Origin of the sequence: Flavobacterium frigoritolerans (assembly GCF_025847275.1) — a bacterium.
Lineage (GTDB): Bacteria > Bacteroidota > Bacteroidia > Flavobacteriales > Flavobacteriaceae > Flavobacterium > Flavobacterium frigoritolerans.
In genome coordinates, this window is record NZ_JAOZEV010000011.1 from 106,619 (window position 1) to 122,115 (window position 15,497).

14 protein-coding genes are annotated in these 15,497 nt (G+C 31.2%); 6 read left to right on the top strand and 8 right to left on the bottom strand.

The window, feature by feature from the left end; translation table 11 throughout:
* Positions 1-100: 100 nt before the first annotated feature.
* Entirely contained in the window at positions 101-727 is a 627-nt protein-coding gene (locus OIU80_RS14240) for a Crp/Fnr family transcriptional regulator (protein ID WP_264287661.1), read from the bottom strand.
* Between the two features lie 375 nt (positions 728-1,102).
* Here OIU80_RS14240 and OIU80_RS14245 point away from each other — a divergent pair, with 375 nt between their 5' ends.
* The 3 genes from OIU80_RS14245 (at position 1,103) to OIU80_RS14255 (ending at position 3,808) form a co-directional block, all read left to right on the top strand.
* On the top strand, positions 1,103-1,414 hold the full coding sequence (locus OIU80_RS14245) for a rhodanese-like domain-containing protein (protein WP_264287662.1): 312 nt from the start codon (positions 1,103-1,105) through the stop codon (positions 1,412-1,414).
* Positions 1,415-1,483: 69 nt separating this feature from the next.
* A complete protein-coding gene (locus OIU80_RS14250) occupies positions 1,484-3,064 on the top strand; it encodes an NADP-dependent glyceraldehyde-3-phosphate dehydrogenase (RefSeq protein ID WP_264287663.1) in 1,581 nt (526 codons plus the stop codon).
* 132 nt (positions 3,065-3,196) lie between these two features.
* A complete protein-coding gene (locus OIU80_RS14255) occupies positions 3,197-3,808 on the top strand; it encodes a hypothetical protein (RefSeq protein ID WP_264287664.1) in 612 nt (203 codons plus the stop codon).
* A gap of 94 nt (positions 3,809-3,902) precedes the next feature.
* Here OIU80_RS14255 and yaaA read toward each other — a convergent pair whose 3' ends face one another.
* Positions 3,903-4,661 carry a peroxide stress protein YaaA gene (gene yaaA / locus OIU80_RS14260; protein ID WP_264287665.1) on the bottom strand — a complete coding sequence of 253 codons (759 nt, stop codon included), beginning with the start codon at positions 4,659-4,661 and terminating at the stop codon, positions 3,903-3,905.
* A 317-nt stretch (positions 4,662-4,978) separates the two neighbouring features.
* On the opposite strand from yaaA, the gene OIU80_RS14265 reads away from it, so the two are divergent.
* The 3 genes from OIU80_RS14265 (at position 4,979) to OIU80_RS14275 (ending at position 8,491) form a co-directional block, all read left to right on the top strand.
* Positions 4,979-6,400: a CCA tRNA nucleotidyltransferase gene (locus OIU80_RS14265; RefSeq protein WP_264287713.1), complete on the top strand. Its 1,422-nt coding sequence runs from the start codon at positions 4,979-4,981 to the stop codon at positions 6,398-6,400.
* A 219-nt stretch (positions 6,401-6,619) separates the two neighbouring features.
* Positions 6,620-7,648 carry a COX15/CtaA family protein gene (locus OIU80_RS14270; protein ID WP_264287666.1) on the top strand — a complete coding sequence of 343 codons (1,029 nt, stop codon included), beginning with the start codon at positions 6,620-6,622 and terminating at the stop codon, positions 7,646-7,648.
* 66 nt (positions 7,649-7,714) lie between these two features.
* Positions 7,715-8,491 (top strand): CDP-alcohol phosphatidyltransferase family protein, encoded by a 777-nt coding sequence (locus OIU80_RS14275; RefSeq protein ID WP_264287667.1) that lies wholly within the window; start codon positions 7,715-7,717, stop codon positions 8,489-8,491.
* 178 nt (positions 8,492-8,669) lie between these two features.
* On the opposite strand, the gene OIU80_RS14280 is transcribed toward OIU80_RS14275, so the two are convergent.
* From OIU80_RS14280 to OIU80_RS14310, 6 genes are all read right to left on the bottom strand, one after another.
* The gene (locus OIU80_RS14280; RefSeq protein ID WP_264287668.1) at positions 8,670-9,437 is read right to left on the bottom strand and encodes a LytR/AlgR family response regulator transcription factor; all 768 of its coding nucleotides are present in this window, start codon (positions 9,435-9,437) and stop codon (positions 8,670-8,672) included.
* Between the two features lie 97 nt (positions 9,438-9,534).
* A complete protein-coding gene (locus OIU80_RS14285) occupies positions 9,535-9,894 on the bottom strand; it encodes a 2TM domain-containing protein (protein WP_264287669.1) in 360 nt (119 codons plus the stop codon).
* A gap of 18 nt (positions 9,895-9,912) precedes the next feature.
* Positions 9,913-10,548 carry a 2TM domain-containing protein gene (locus OIU80_RS20885; RefSeq protein WP_319004970.1) on the bottom strand — a complete coding sequence of 212 codons (636 nt, stop codon included), beginning with the start codon at positions 10,546-10,548 and terminating at the stop codon, positions 9,913-9,915.
* Between the two features lie 2 nt (positions 10,549-10,550).
* Entirely contained in the window at positions 10,551-11,882 is a 1,332-nt protein-coding gene (locus OIU80_RS14300; RefSeq protein WP_264287670.1) for a 2TM domain-containing protein, read from the bottom strand.
* 35 nt (positions 11,883-11,917) lie between these two features.
* A complete protein-coding gene (locus OIU80_RS14305; protein WP_264287671.1) occupies positions 11,918-12,538 on the bottom strand; it encodes a hypothetical protein in 621 nt (206 codons plus the stop codon).
* Between the two features lie 734 nt (positions 12,539-13,272).
* Positions 13,273-15,480: a TonB-dependent receptor gene (locus OIU80_RS14310; protein ID WP_264287672.1), complete on the bottom strand. Its 2,208-nt coding sequence runs from the start codon at positions 15,478-15,480 to the stop codon at positions 13,273-13,275.
* Between the last annotated feature and the right edge of the window lie 17 nt (positions 15,481-15,497).

A 15,497-nucleotide genomic window follows, 5' to 3' on the forward strand; every position in this document is an offset into this window, starting at 1 on the left:
ACGTTAAAAAATATTATTACCATTAAAGTATTAAGTATCATTAAGCTAAATCTTAATTTCTATTAATCTCTTAATGGTGAAAAAAGTAAACCTAAATGTTTTATTTTAAAAGTTCAATTTGGTTTCGATTAAGTTTTACCAAACCACGTTGTTCCATTTTTTTTAATAAGCGAGAAATCACTTCTCTTGATGTATTAAGTTCGGTTGCAATTTCCTGATGAGATACTTTTAATTCGGTACATTCGCAAGCATCTTTATGACGTTTGAGGTAAAACTCCAAGCGTTCATCCATAGATCGAAAAGCAATACTATCTACAACTTCTAAGACTTCTTCAAAACGACTTCTGTAGGTTTCAATTACAAATTCGTACCAGCTGCGGTGTTCCATCATCCATTTGTCCATTAAGGTTAATGGAATCATTACTACCGAAACATCTTCGACTACTTTTGCCATAATTTGGCTTTTCTCGCTTTTGGTCGCACAAATCATAGATATGGCACAAGCCTGACCTGGTTGTAAATAATACATAAAAAACTCACCACCATCTTCACCTTCACGGTAAATCTTGATTTTGCCTTTGGTTATCAAAACCGTATTTTTTATGTATTGTCCAGTTCGCATTAAAATTGTTCCAGCTTCTGAATCCTGCATAGTAGCATTACTTTCGATAGCTGAAATTAATTCGTTGGAAAAGTTTGGAAAAATGTTTTTTAAAGGAGTTTGCATCGTTTGTTTTTTTTACACTAAGAAGAGTTTTTTGCCATTAAGAGATTAATAGAAATTAAGACTACTGCTTAATGAAACTTGTTTTATGGCTTTTTATGAAAATGACTTTAAAAGTTATAATTTATTACAAATATAGCCGATTATTATGGTATTAATTAGATGAGGATAGTGTTTAACAGCCAATTTTTGAAAATAGTAATATCCTATTTTCTATGGGTTTTATAGACTATAATTTTAAAAATAATTTATAGAAGCTAGAATTCATTGATTATTATATGTTTGCTAAAACGTTTTCTACGAATTATAATATAATTCACAAATTCAGAGTTTATAGTTTAACAAAAACGTTGTAATTTTACCTAAAAATACGATATCATGAATTTATCACAAGAAGATTGGGTAGCTCAATTTGAAGCTGACGAAAAAGCAGTTATACTTGATGTAAGAACTGAAGACGAATATAATGATGGCTATATAGAAAATGCTCTTAATATTGATATCAATAAAGGACAGGCTTTTATATATGAGCTAGAAGAATTAGATAAAAATAAAAACTATTATGTGTATTGCCGCTCTGGAGCCAGAAGTGCTAAAGCATGTCAAATAATGAATGAGATGGGGTTTGATAACGCCTACAATTTATTAGGAGGAATACTGGCCTGGGAAGGAGATACTGTAACACCATAAATAAAAAAGAGGCGCGTGCCTCTTTTTTATTTTATAATAACTAATAACCAAAAACTAAATAACCAAATAATGAGCTTTATACCAGAGGAATACCAAATAAATACTCCATTGGTACAGGATACCTATCTTGTAAACGGAGAGTTAAAAAAATGGACAGGACAAACCACTCCTGTATTTTCTACAATTTCGTCTACCGAAAAATATACGCCAACTTTATTAGGATCTATTCCTTTTATGGGTGAAGCCGAAGCGATGGAAGTTGTTGAGTCTGCAACTGCAGCTTATAACAAAGGACAAGGCTTATGGCCTACAATGAAAGTTGTGGATCGTATAAAATGTATGGAAAATTTTGTTTCTCAAATGAAAACAACCCGTGCCGAAGTTGTAAAACTATTGATGTGGGAAATCGGGAAATCATTAGGAGATTCAGAGAAAGAATTTGATAGAACAGTAGAGTATATTTACGATACTATCGAAAGTTATAAAGAGTTAAATTCTCGTGGTGCAAGTTTCACTAAAGTACAAGGAATAAATGCCATGGTGCGAAGAGGACCACTAGGAGTTGTACTGTGCCTAGGGCCTTATAATTACCCACTGAATGAAACATTTTCATTGCTTATTCCGGCATTGATTATGGGAAATCCTGTAATCTTTAAACCAGCAAAGCACGGTGTTTTATTATTATCACCATTATTAGAAGCTTTTAGAAGTAGTTTTCCCAAAGGAGCAATCAATATTGTTTATGGTAGAGGTAGAGAAGTAGCATCGCCAATTATGAAATCTGGAAAAGTCGATATTTTGGCTTTAATAGGAAATAGTAAATCGGCTATTGCACTACAAGATCAGCATCCGAATAAAAACAGATTGCGTTTAGTACTAGGATTAGAAGCAAAAAATCCTGCGATAATTTTACCAGATGCCGATTTAGATTTGGCTATTCAGGAATGTGTTGTTGGGACATTATCGTTTAACGGACAACGCTGTACTGCACTAAAGATTTTATATGTACATGAATCTATAGCCGAGGAATTTAATAAACGTTTTTCAGCAAAAGTAGATTCATTGGTTTTTGGAAATCCATGGGATAAATCAGTTTCGCTTACACCACTTCCTGAGCCAGAGAAGCCACATTATATTCAGGAATTAATACACGATGCTACTAGCAAAGGAGCAAAAATAATTAATGAAAAAGGAGGATTACACACTGAGAATTATATATTCCCTGCTGTTTTGTTTCCTATAAATAAAAAAATGCGTGTATATCACGAAGAACAATTTGGACCAGTTGTACCTATCTTGACCTTTAAGGATATTCAAGAACCATTAAATGATATGGCTGAGTCAAATTACGGACAACAAGTAAGTTTGTTTGGTAAAGACATCAAAACTATTGCACCACTTATAGATACCTTGGTAAATTTAGTGTGCAGAGTAAATTTGAATAGTTCTTGCCAAAGAGGGCCAGATGTTTTCCCATTTACTGGTCGTAAAGATTCGGCTGTAGGAACCTTAAGTATTCACGATGCTTTGCGTTCGTTCTCTATTAGGACTTTCGTAGCATCAAAAGATAATGATTACAATAATGCCATTTTGCAAGAATTATTAAATAGTAAAGAATCGAATTTTATAAATACCGATTATATCTTGTAGTAGCTATTTTTTAATGTTTAAAGCCGTCTTAATCCTTTTGGAATAAGACGGCTTTTTTTTTACAGATAAAAGAGATTTTATTTATTTTATAGTATTTTTGCTTCAAAATACTTTATAGAATTATAATACAATATGAAAAACTTTACATTATTTTTTATTTTATCATTTTCAATTCAATCTTGGTCACAGTCAGATCAAAAAATGTGGCTCCAAAAGAATAAATATGATTTGGCTATTTCTTATTTTGATAAAAATGAATTTGGTGCAGCTGCAGACTTATTTTTATTTGCCTATAAAATAAAACCAGATTCTGAATTAGGGAAAATTTCTAAAAATAAATTTGATTCATTAAAACCAGTTGTTAGAAAAAAACTAATCGATAAATTGGTTGGAACATGGAAAATGAATGGAAACATTCCGAGTTGGTCACAGAGGAACTTAAAAAGTGATAAGGCTGAAAATGAGTTGATGATTATTGATCCAGATAAAATTTCTTATTATTTGCAAAATAATAGTACGAAAGAAATGAAACTGATTAAAACTGAGGAGATTATTTTTTATGATTCTTTTGAAAAAAATAACCACGTAAAAGAAATTTTGACTTCGGATATGCGATTATGGAGTTATTATATAGATGAATATTCAAAAAACCTTCGAGCTATTAATACTGGTAGAGTAACTGCTACTGGAAAAACCAAAATTGATTTAGATAATGAAGAAATGTATTACGAACGAATCAATTAGAATACAAGACATTCGATAGTATAGATTGATTGTATTTAAAAACCGTCTAATTCTGTAAAGAAAGAGACGGTTTTGTTTGATGATAAGTTTTGTTTTATCGGGTGAAAACCAGATTGTTATCTTTTGAAAGATTAGCATCAAAATGATATCCTTCATAGTTAAAACCTTTTAAATCATCAATAGTTTCGGCATTGGTATCTATAATGTAACGTACCATCATTCCTCTTGCTTTCTTGGCGAAGAAACTAATAATCTTGAGTTTCCCATCTTTATAATCTTTAAAGTCAGGAGTAATTACAGGAACTTTTAAAGCCTTAACATCTACAGCCGAGAAATATTCATTACTTGCAAGGTTTACAAATAGCTCCTCTTTGTTAAGTTCTTTATTTAGCGTTTTTGTAACGGTGTCTTTCCAATATTCATATAGATTTTTTGCTTCGCCAATAGGTAATTTGGTTCCCATTTCTAATCGGTAAGCCTGAATTAAATCTAGTGGTTTTAAAATACCGTATAAGCCAGATAATATGCGTAGTTTATCTTGTAAGACGTCTAGTTTTTCTGCAGGAATTGTATAAGCATCTAAGCCAGTATATACATCACCATCAAAAGTAAATATTGCTGGGCGAGCATTTTCGGGAGTGAAAGGAGTTTTCCATTCCTGATTGCGTTGCCAGTTTAGCTGAGCTAATTTATCTGAAATATGCATTAATTCGGATAACTCAGAAGGATTTTTTTGTTTTAAAACTTTATGAACTTGTCTGGCTTCTTTTAGTAAGCTAGCTTCAGTATATTGAGAAGTTGGTAATTCTTTTTCGAAATTTAAAGACTTTGCAGGTGATATAACAATTTTCATTTTCTACTTTTTTGTACAGTCTCAAAAGTACAAATAGTAATCAAAAAAATAATGGATATAGATTGATTTGTTTGATAGTAATATAGATCTATTATATCAATGTATATAAAAGAGATAAAACAATTTTACTTCTATCTGTTTTTTTTATAATTATTGCTTTTTAATGAAATAATATAGTTGGAAATGCTAAATATTAAAAAAAGTGTGCTTTAGATTATAAAAGGCGTATAGTATGTTGTAAATTTGCGCATGGTAAAATTATCTATATATTATTTTACTGTTATTTTATAAAAATTAGAGAATTCGTGGCTAAAAAAATAAATTATAAAGGTGCTCTGCAAAATAAAATTTTCGAAATTATCTCGCAAGCTTCTAAAGAACTTAATGTAGAAAGTTACGTAATTGGAGGTTTTGTAAGAGACTTGCTTTTAAACCGGGATTCTAAAAAAGACATTGATATAGTTGCTGTAGGAAGTGGAATAGAATTGGCATTAAAAGTTTCAGAATTACTACCTAAACAACCAAAAGTGCAGGTTTTTAAAACTTATGGAACAGCAATGTTACGTTTTGAAGATACTGAAATAGAATTTGTTGGTGCACGAAAAGAGTCTTATCATTTTGAAAGCCGTAATCCTGTTGTAGAGAATGGGACGCTTCAGGATGACCAGAACCGTCGTGATTTGACTATAAATGCATTAGCATTATCTTTGAATGAAGCTACTTTCGGAGATTTATCAGATCCTTTTGACGGATTAACTGATTTAGAAAATAAAATCATCAAAACTCCTCTGGATCCAGATATTACTTTTTCTGATGATCCATTACGTATGTTGCGAGCAATTCGATTTGCAAATCAGCTAGGATTTGAAATTGAAGAAAATTCATTGAAATCAATTACTAAAAATGCTGAGCGAATCAATATTATTTCGGGTGAGCGAATTGTCGATGAATTAAATAAAATCCTTTCTACAGATAAACCTTCAGTTGGATTTTTATTGTTATTTCAAACAGGACTTCTTGATATTATTTTACCTGAATTAACTGATTTGAATCAAGTTGAAGAAATAGAAGGACATACACATAAAAATAATTTTTATCACACATTAGAGGTTGTCGATAATATCTGTCCAAATACCGATGATGTTTGGTTGCGTTGGTCAGCTTTATTGCATGATATTGGAAAAGCACCGACGAAACGTTTTAGCAAAAAACAAGGATGGACGTTTCATGGGCATGAATTTTTAGGTGGTAAAATGGTCAAAAAGATATTTGAACGTTTACACATGCCATTGAATAACAAAATGAAATTTGTGCAAAAGATGGTGATCATGAGTTCGCGGCCAATTGTATTATCACAAGATATTGTGACAGATAGTGCTGTTCGCCGTTTAGTTTTTGATGCTGGTGAAGATGTAGAGAATTTAATGACTTTATGTGAAGCTGATATAACAACTAAAAACCCGGGTAAATTCAAGAAATATCATAAAAATTTCGAAATTGTACGCAGGAAAATTGTTGAGGTTGAAGAACGTGATCATGTTAGAAAATTTCAACCACCAATTTCGGGAGAAGAGATTATGGAAATCTATAACTTAAAACCTTCTAAAGAAATTGGAATGTTAAAAGAAGCCATAAAAGAAGCGATCTTAGAAGGTGAAATTCCAAATGAATATGAAGCAGCATACGAATTTATGCTTAAAAAAGGAGAAAAGCTTGGATTGGTTAAAGTTGCAAAGTAACAAAGATTCAAAGTTGCAAAGGTTTTACCAATATTGCGTAGAAAAGGTGCTAAGGCACTGAGAAGCTAAGTGACTAAGTTTATAAAAGATAAAAAAACTTAGTATCTCAGTGCCTTAGCATCTTAGAACCTTAATTAAAATTTATTAGAGAATTATTAACCCAAAATAGGAGACTCTGCAACTTTGCATCTTTGCAACTTTGTATCTCAAAAAAATAAAATGAAAAGAGAAAATAAATCAGTAATCATTTGGCTGTTGTCAGGATGTTTTTTATTGTTTTTAATGGTTGTTGTAGGAGGGATTACCCGATTAACAAACTCAGGATTATCAATGACCGATTGGCACTTGGTAACAGATACTTTTCCTCCTATGAGTGAGGCAAAGTGGAATGAGGCTTTTGAGCAATATAAAAAGTTTCCAGAATATCAAAAAATTAATATTCATAATGATTTTCAGCTTTCAGATTATAAAATGATTTATTTCTGGGAATGGTTTCACCGTTTCATAGGACGTATCATTGGGTTGGTTTTCTTTATTCCATTTGTTTATTTTTTAATCAAGAAGAAACTAGACAGTTCTACAATAAAAAAATGTATTGTTCTTTTGGCAATGGGTGGTTTTCAAGGTTTCTTGGGATGGTTTATGGTACGAAGCGGCTTAATTGATAATCCAGATGTAAGTCATTTTAGGCTTTCACTGCATTTAACTTTTGCTTTTGTAACCTTTGCTTATACATTATGGGTGGCGCTGGATTTAATTTATCCTGAAAGAAATAGAATTACCATTAATATTACTCTTCGTAATATTGCCAGGATAGCTTTGGTTTTTCTTTTGATACAAATAATTTATGGAGGTTTTGTAGCTGGATTAAACGCTGGATTAATTCACAATCATTGGCCATTAATGAGTGACGGAGAATTTATTCATGACTCGGTTTTTATTGAGCAACCTACACTTATTAAAAATTTAATAGAAGGTAAAAGTGGCGTACAGTTTGTACACAGAACTTTTGCTTATGTTGTTGTTGCTATTATACTCTTTTTATACTTTAAAAGCACACAATTTGCTCTTAACAAGACACAATCTACAGGGATCAAAATATTAGTTGTTTTTGTGTTTTTGCAATTTATTTTAGGCGTTTTTACACTTTTATATCATGTACCAATTGCGTTAGGTTTAATTCACCAAATAATGGCATTTTTCCTTTTAAGCGCAATGACATACACATTGCATAGATTAAGTAAATAAATAATAATTTTTATTCGTAAATTACACTGACTATATTGTCGCAACTTTTTTGTTTACAAAACATAGATGTCTAAACTTGCCGCACAAGATAAATTTTATGATTTATCCGATTATGGAAGACCTTTTGGAAGGTTTTTTGCTAAAAAGTTACAAAATACACGATTTACACCTATAGATGTAACCTTGCTTTTTGGAATTTCGGGGTTGATTGCGATTTATTGTATTCTAGAAAAGTATTTTTATTGGGCAGGTTTTTTTATAATATTAAAATCTATTATTGATGCTGCCGATGGAGAGTTGGCACGTATAAAAAACACACCGTCCTATACAGGAAGATATCTCGATAGTATATTTGATATTATTTTGAATTTCTTGTTCTTAATAAGTATCTGTTACGTTTCTAAAACGACTTTACCTATCACAATCCTTGCCTTTTTATGCATACAGTTGCAAGGTACATTATACAATTATTACTATGTAATTCTGCGAAATAAATCGGTAGGAGGAGATAGAACCAGTAAGATTTTCGAAGATAAAATTCCTAATGCTTTACCAGGAGAAAATCAAAAATCAGTTATTCTCTTGCATCAGGTTTATATTATTGTATATGGGCTTTTTGATAAAATAATCCACGCACTTGATAGTGATGCTTATAAGGTTAAAACATTCCCAAACTGGTTTATGACTTTTGTTTCTTTATACGGATTAGGTTTTCAATTATTACTTATAGCACTTATGCTAGCAATGGATGGTATTGAATATATAGCCCCTTTTTTTATTGGTTACTCTGTCCTGATTTTTGTAATGATAGGAATTAGAAAGTATTTTTACCCTGTAGTGTAGTAATTTAACCGCAAAGAGCGCAAAGTTTTTACCTTTCTACCTTCTTTAAATTAACCGCAAAGCTTGCAAAGTTATTTTAGTTCAGTTAAAAATTCGTGAAATTCGAGGCTAACTTTTTCAGCAACAACTAGTAGTCCATTTAGTCCTTTAAATCTGTGGTAAAAAAGTCTATTAAAAACTAGCCAATCCAGTTCTTGAAATCTGAAACTTTCTCACGACTTACAATTACTTCTTCCTCTTTATAAGTTGGTAAGATTATTTTTAAGCGAGAATTACTGTATAATACAATTTCTTTAATAGCAGGAAGTGGAACGATAAATTTGCGGCTTACACGATAGAAATCTTTTGGATCAAGTTCTTGTTCTAAAATTTCTAAAGTAGAATCGATTAAATAATTTCGATTATCTGTAGTATGTAAATAAGTGCCTTTGTTCTCACTATAAAAACATTCTATTTGATCAGTTCCAATAACTTTTAAATGTTGCCCAACTTTAATTGTGAATCTTTTTTTGTACACTTTCTCAAAAGGATTTGAAAGCATTTTTTTAATTTGCTCAAAATTGATTTCAAGGTTTTGTGTAGCGTTTTCTGTTTTTGGTAAACGAGATTTAAATTTAGTAACTGCTACATCTAGATCATCCTCGTCTATTGGTTTTAATAAATAATCGATGCTGTTGAGCTTAAATGCTTTTAATGCATACTCATCATAAGCAGTTGTAAAAATTACAGCGCTTTTAATATCTATTTTTTCAAAAATTTCAAACGATAATCCATCAGATAATTGAATATCAAGAAATATTAAATCTGGATGTTCATTTTGAGAAAACCAATCAATTGCTTCTGCAACAGAGTGAAGCATTACGACAACAGGAACGTTTATTTTATCGAGTTTGCGTTGTAATAACCGAGCGGCTGGTTTTTCGTCTTCTATAATTATTGTTCTCATTTTTGGTTTGGCAAAAGTTTTGGTTGGTTAAAAGTAGCAGTTAAAATTTAATCGGAAATGATTTTTAATATTTTTATTTAGTTGAGAATGTAATAAATTATTCCCATTTTTGATTGGCTTCTTTTTTCATGTATTCTTTTATTTTTCTTTCTTCCCAATTCAAACTAAAAAAAATATCTTTTCCAAATACTGATAATCCGTGTATTGCTAAACCAATTCCCCAAAACAAAGTTGTTGAGAAGTTTTCCCATCTCCAGAATTCTTCATTTCCGAAGATTACTTGGTTAGTATCAGGAATAAGAATAAATATGTTTACTATAATATATATCATTAAGTGAGAGTAGAAACCTTTTATTCTTCGTACTCTTTTATAGGCTAGGTTATACCGTTCGTCATTGGTTGTGTTTTCACTATAACTAGTATAATTTTCAAACATCTGTCTTCTAAATCGTCCCATTTTGATTTAATTTAAAAATTATTGCCATTTTTCGTTTCTGGATTTTTCCTTATCCATTAATTCTTTTATCTTTTTTTCCTGCCAGCCTTTTGCAAAAACAGGAAAAGCATCAAATACTTTCAATCCATGAATAACTACTCCCAATCCCCACCAGATTAAAGACCAGAAAAACCATAAATGTTCTGGAGAATAAATTATGTTGATGATGAACAAAAAGATATTGACTACTATAAATGAGATGAAATTGCCGTAAAATCCTTTAATATTTTCTACTTTCTTTTTTGCATCAAAATAACGATCATTATATTTATTATCGTATGTTTCTGTTGTTTCCGTTTTTTTTAAACCTTGTTTTTTCTCTAGAATCTTGTTTAGTTTTTGTTCTTCCCATTTTCTTCCAAACATTCTATATGACAGGAATAAATCAACAGTCATTGATAAAAAAATAATTGTCCATATTGTCATCACAAAACCATTGAAGTATTTTAAAGGGAAAAAATCAAATTTTATTCCTACGTATTCTTTTAGTATATAAAATATAACACCAATAGAGTAAATGAATAAATGCTCATAGAATCCTTTTATTTTAGTTACTTTTTTATGTGCCAGTTCCCGTAACTCACTTTTGTCTAGTTTATTTTGATTGGTTTCCATAGCTATTTCCAGTTTTGTTTACTCTCTTCTTTTCTTAGAATTTCCTGAATTTTTCTTTCCTCCCAATTTGAGCTATATCCAAATACTTTAAAAGCATGCATTGCTAGTCCGAATCCCCATCCTAGCGCTGAGAACCAAAACCATTGGAACCCAGGAGAAAATTTTAAGTTGATAAAAATTAAAAATGGTATTACACAACAATAAGAAATTAAATTTCCATAAAAACCTTTAAGTTCTTCAACTCTTTTTTTAGCTCTATAATAAGCATCATTTTCATTATAATCATTTGTTTCCATGACAGTAATCTGTTTTGTTAAAATAGGTATTTTGACAGTAAAGGTTGTTGCATTTTGCTCAATCAACACTTTTCGGTTGGTAATAATACCGTAACGATTTACTATATTTTGCAATCCTACACCTTGACGGTCTTGCAAAACTTCTTTTTTTTGAAAATCATTTTGAATGACTAAATAATCCTTTTCGATAAATATTCGAATATGTAATGGTTTTTGCTCACTTACTACATTATGTTTTACAGTGTTTTCTAGTAAAAGCTGTAATGATAAGGGAACTACTTTTGCATCTGGATTAATGCCTTCAGTTGGTAATTCGTAGAACAAACTATTTTCGAAACGCATTTTTAGTAAATTCATATACGTTTTTGCAAAGGTTAATTCATCTTCTACCGATACAAGTTCTTTGTCTTTTTGTTCTAAAACGTAACGATAAATTTTCGATAGTGAGGTGGTAAAACGTTGTGCATTATCTGGATTTTCCTCTATTAATGAACTTAGTACATTTAAACTATTAAAAAGGAAATGTGGATCAATTTGATTCTTTAAGCTTTCGAATTTTGCAGAAGCAGTTCCTGCGATAATTTTTTGTTCTTTAACCCGATTCTCATTATATACTTTATAAAAATGCAATGCATGAAAAGCTAATAATACAATAAATGTTATAATTGAAGATTCTATATAATTTGTAGGGTTTTCATTTGCTAAAAAAGCAGTAATAGATTTTCCTTCTAAAACAACTTTAAGAAAAACACGAAGTATAAATATGGTGATTAAAGAGAAGAAAAATGAACTTGTAAAACCAATGATGATGCGTTTTAATGAATATGGATTGGTTTTAAAAACTTTGTCTAAAAAAGCAAATAACGAAGCATTAACAGCATATAAAGTAACGCTATACAGCATACAGCATAAAAAATAAATATATAACTCAGGAGAAAAAACTTCGGTTCCAGATGAAATAAATTCAAGTAAAAGGGACACTAAAAAAATTACTGTCCCGATGAATAAAGCTTTAATTATATGCGGTTTTAAATGCATTATGTTTCTTTTTTAAAGAGTGATTTTAATAAAATTTATTTACAAGTTTTTTGAACCTCAAGCGCTCTTTCTAAGCCCCATTTTGGTGAAAACGGAGTTTCAGGTTTAAAAGTAGTAAAAAGACCTATAGCTTTATCAACTTGTGCGCACAAAGGTTTGGTGTCAACTCCAGTCCATTTTGCACCTCCCAATTGAAAATCGGCTTTGCCAAAAACAACTCTAGGGTTTTCAGGAGCCAATGCTTCGGCTTTATCATACATTTCCATAGTCTTTGCCGAATATTTCATCCCGTTAGTCATAGGATCTGCTACAACCCAAGCAGTATAAATTAAAGCTTGCATTACATAAAGCTCAGCATTATTTGAGTCTTTTGCTAGTTCAATATTCAATGCATTTTGTGCTTTAGTAAGTAACAAATCTATTTGTGTTTTGTCTTGAGTTTTAAATGCTGTTGTTGTATTTACTAAGGCTACATAATAATTTGGTAACCAGCTTGTTTTTTCGGCACCAGCAATTCTTTCGAATAAATCAGATGCTTCGGTGTTTTTTCCTTCTTTCCAAAGAGAGAATGCTTTACCCATTCCTTGTTCAAATTGTGTTTGAGCAGATAAAAGACTGCAAATGAATAATGTGATCGCTGTAATTAATTTTGTCATGATTTCTTGTTTTAAGGATTAGTTATTTTCTGATGATTGAAACACTTGTTAGTTTATAGTTTAAAAGTATTATAGATTTTATTCTCTTTAAATTTAATAGTACTGAGTTGTTGAATTTTAGGGATGAGTTGTTTCTTTTTTAAGGTTCAAAGGTTTTTTAAAAGAGGTTCAAAGGGACAAAGGTTTTGAGGTTTTTTATATTTCGTAAAACTTGGTAACTCAGTACCTTCTCTACATAATATTGGGAAAACCTTTGTCCCTTTGCTACTTAAAACCTCAGCACCTTCTTTTCTGATGGTTGAAACACTTGTTAGTTTATAGTTCAAAAGTATTATAGATTTTATTCTCTTTAAATTTAATAGTACTGAGTTGTTTTTTTAAGGCTCAAAGGTTTTTTTAAAAGAGGTTCAAAGGTTCAAAGGTTCTGAGGTTTTTTATATTTCGTGAAACTTGGTAACTCAGTACCTTCTCTACATAATATTGGGAAAACCTTTGTCCCTTTGTGACTTAGAACCTCAGCACCTTTTCTACACAATATTAGAAAAACCTTTGAACCTTTGTGGCTTAGAACTTCAGTACCTTCTCTCAGTACAATACTAGGAAAACCTCAGCACCTCTTCTACACAATATTAGAAAAACCTTTGTCCCTTTGCAACTCAGAACCTCAGTACCTTCTCTACATAATATTGGGAAAACCTTTGTCCCTTTGCTACTTAGAACCTCAGCACCTTCCCCTAAAGATTCTTCAACTGATTTTCATTTTTATTTTGGCTAATAGTCCAGAAGAAGCCAATAAAGAAAAAACGATCAGCAGTAGGTGTAATGGCTTGTCGGTTGTACACTCCGGTTGCATCGGGAGATTTGGCATAATCATAACCAAATACATTTTGAGTGCCTAAAATATTCGAAACAGAGAAGTATAAAATCTTTTGAGTGGTTAATAAATAAGCCCAGCTAAGACTTAAACTATTATATGATTTTGTTTTTCCGTTCATGAATTTTGTTTCATTTGGATTGTTGTATGGTCTTCCTGTACTGAAACTATTTGTTAGTCCAATTTGAGATTTCCAATCTGTGATGAAATATTTGGTTACAATAGACAAGTTTTGGTCGGCAACAAAATCTGGGGTTACACTTGTTGGGAAATTTTTATAATCTCTTTTAGTATCGATATAAGAGTAGGAAATCCAATATTCCAGATTTTTATATAATTTGCTATCTCTCCAAAATATATCCAATCCTTTGGCATAACCAGTACCATTATTGCTAAAAACGGAGTTGTATTGAATGTTTTGTGTGTTGTATTTTACTAGATTACTATAATCTTTGTAATAGGCTTCGGCTCTAAAAGTGCGTCCTGTTTTATTGTATTGAAAATTTAAGATATAATGTGCTGCTTTTTCGCTTTCAAATTGATGGTATTTTGAATATTTGATATAATCAACAACAGGAGTTTGTGTGAAGTCACCATAAGCAAGTGAAAACTGACTGTTTTTTGCTATTTTGTATCCCAATGAAATTCTTGGAGCTAATGCTGTTTCATCAAGTAAACTATTATTAGAAGCTCTAAGACCAACTTTTGCCGCTAGTTTGCTAGAAAAAGAAACCTCTGTTTCGGCATAAATGGCTGCAATGTTTGAGTCGTAACCATTAGTAATTGTTGGAGCTAAATTATCCTGAAAATCTTCACTGAATTTAGTAATAAAATAATCGGCACCAAATGATAGTTTCACACTGTTTGAAAGGCTCTTTTTTAATTTTAATTTAAGATGCGCAGCATTTTCATCATCGTTTAAATGATCAATATCAATATCCTTTTTATTGTTGCTATATCCATAACTCAATCCCGAAGTAATTTGCCAGTTGCTACCAAATGTTCCATTATAAACTGTGTTTAAGTAAAAGTTGTTATTTACTAAATTGACTCTTATTTTATCTTCAAAATTTATATTTTTCTGGTTAAGGTCGATTTTTTCGGTATCAAAAGCAGCATATAGTTTTAAGATTCCATTGTTAAAATGATAGCGATACACACTTTCTCCAGATATAGATTGATAGGGTTGATTCCAATCGACATCTTGCTTTACAACTGCTTGATAAGGTGCCAGATTAATGTAGCTTACATTTACGCTCAAAGAACTTTTATCCCATTTTTTTGTGTGTCCAATTCCTAATCCTACAGTCATCATAGCGATGTCTGTTTTATTTTGGTCAGGATCATCCTGAGTATTCAATAATAACACACTTGATAAAGCTTCACCATATTCTGCTGAATAACCTCCTGTAGAAAAAGCAATCCCGCTAAATAGAAAAGGAGAGAAACGACCACGGGTAGGTAAGTTCTGAACCGTTGCACCATAAGGCTGAGAAACTCTAATGCCATCAACAAATGTTTGCGTTTCGTTGGCTTCTCCACCACGAACAAATAAACGTCCATCTTCTCCCACACTTTGAGTTCCAGGCAAGGTTTGTAAAGCTGCAATAATATTTCCGGCAGATCCAGCAGTAGTAACAATATCCAAAGGCTTTAAGACCGAAACCCTTGCTTTATCGCCAGATTCCATAGTCCCGGCAGTAATAATAACTGCATCTAATGAATTTATACTTTCCTTTAACTTTATAGTTTGATTTTTAAAATTGGCAGGGTCTATAGATGTGGTTGACGTTTCGTAAATTAAAAAACTTACTATTAATATTTGATTTCCTGAAGTTTCGGTTGTAAAGGAGAATTCTCCATTTTCTGAACTTGTAGCCCCATCGTAAGTGCCATCAATATATATGTTTGCTCCAGCGATTGGCTTTCCTTTTGTATCAACTACTTTTCCTGAAAGTGTGTTTTGAGAAAAAATAGCCGAACTTATTAATAAAAATAAGATAGTAAAAACGGATTTGGTTTTTAGTCCTATTTCTTTTTTTTCTAATTCTAGAAACTTGGTTTTCATGGTTTTTGATTTTGATG

What these genes read in the sequence shown, in the direction of transcription:
- OIU80_RS14240 (WP_264287661.1), bottom strand. Translation starts at nt 727, where the DNA reads ATGCAAACTCCTTTAAAAAACATTTTTCCAAACTTTTCCAACGAATTA.
- OIU80_RS14245 (WP_264287662.1), top strand. Translation starts at nt 1,103, where the DNA reads ATGAATTTATCACAAGAAGATTGGGTAGCTCAATTTGAAGCTGACGAA.
- OIU80_RS14250 (WP_264287663.1), top strand. Translation starts at nt 1,484, where the DNA reads ATGAGCTTTATACCAGAGGAATACCAAATAAATACTCCATTGGTACAG.
- OIU80_RS14255 (WP_264287664.1), top strand. Translation starts at nt 3,197, where the DNA reads ATGAAAAACTTTACATTATTTTTTATTTTATCATTTTCAATTCAATCT.
- yaaA (WP_264287665.1), bottom strand. Translation starts at nt 4,661, where the DNA reads ATGAAAATTGTTATATCACCTGCAAAGTCTTTAAATTTCGAAAAAGAA.
- OIU80_RS14270 (WP_264287666.1), top strand. Translation starts at nt 6,620, where the DNA reads ATGAAAAGAGAAAATAAATCAGTAATCATTTGGCTGTTGTCAGGATGT.
- OIU80_RS14275 (WP_264287667.1), top strand. Translation starts at nt 7,715, where the DNA reads ATGTCTAAACTTGCCGCACAAGATAAATTTTATGATTTATCCGATTAT.
- OIU80_RS14280 (WP_264287668.1), bottom strand. Translation starts at nt 9,437, where the DNA reads ATGAGAACAATAATTATAGAAGACGAAAAACCAGCCGCTCGGTTATTA.
- OIU80_RS14285 (WP_264287669.1), bottom strand. Translation starts at nt 9,894, where the DNA reads ATGGGACGATTTAGAAGACAGATGTTTGAAAATTATACTAGTTATAGT.
- OIU80_RS20885 (WP_319004970.1), bottom strand. Translation starts at nt 10,548, where the DNA reads ATGGAAACCAATCAAAATAAACTAGACAAAAGTGAGTTACGGGAACTG.
- OIU80_RS14300 (WP_264287670.1), bottom strand. Translation starts at nt 11,882, where the DNA reads ATGCATTTAAAACCGCATATAATTAAAGCTTTATTCATCGGGACAGTA.
- OIU80_RS14305 (WP_264287671.1), bottom strand. Translation starts at nt 12,538, where the DNA reads ATGACAAAATTAATTACAGCGATCACATTATTCATTTGCAGTCTTTTA.
- OIU80_RS14310 (WP_264287672.1), bottom strand. Translation starts at nt 15,480, where the DNA reads ATGAAAACCAAGTTTCTAGAATTAGAAAAAAAAGAAATAGGACTAAAA.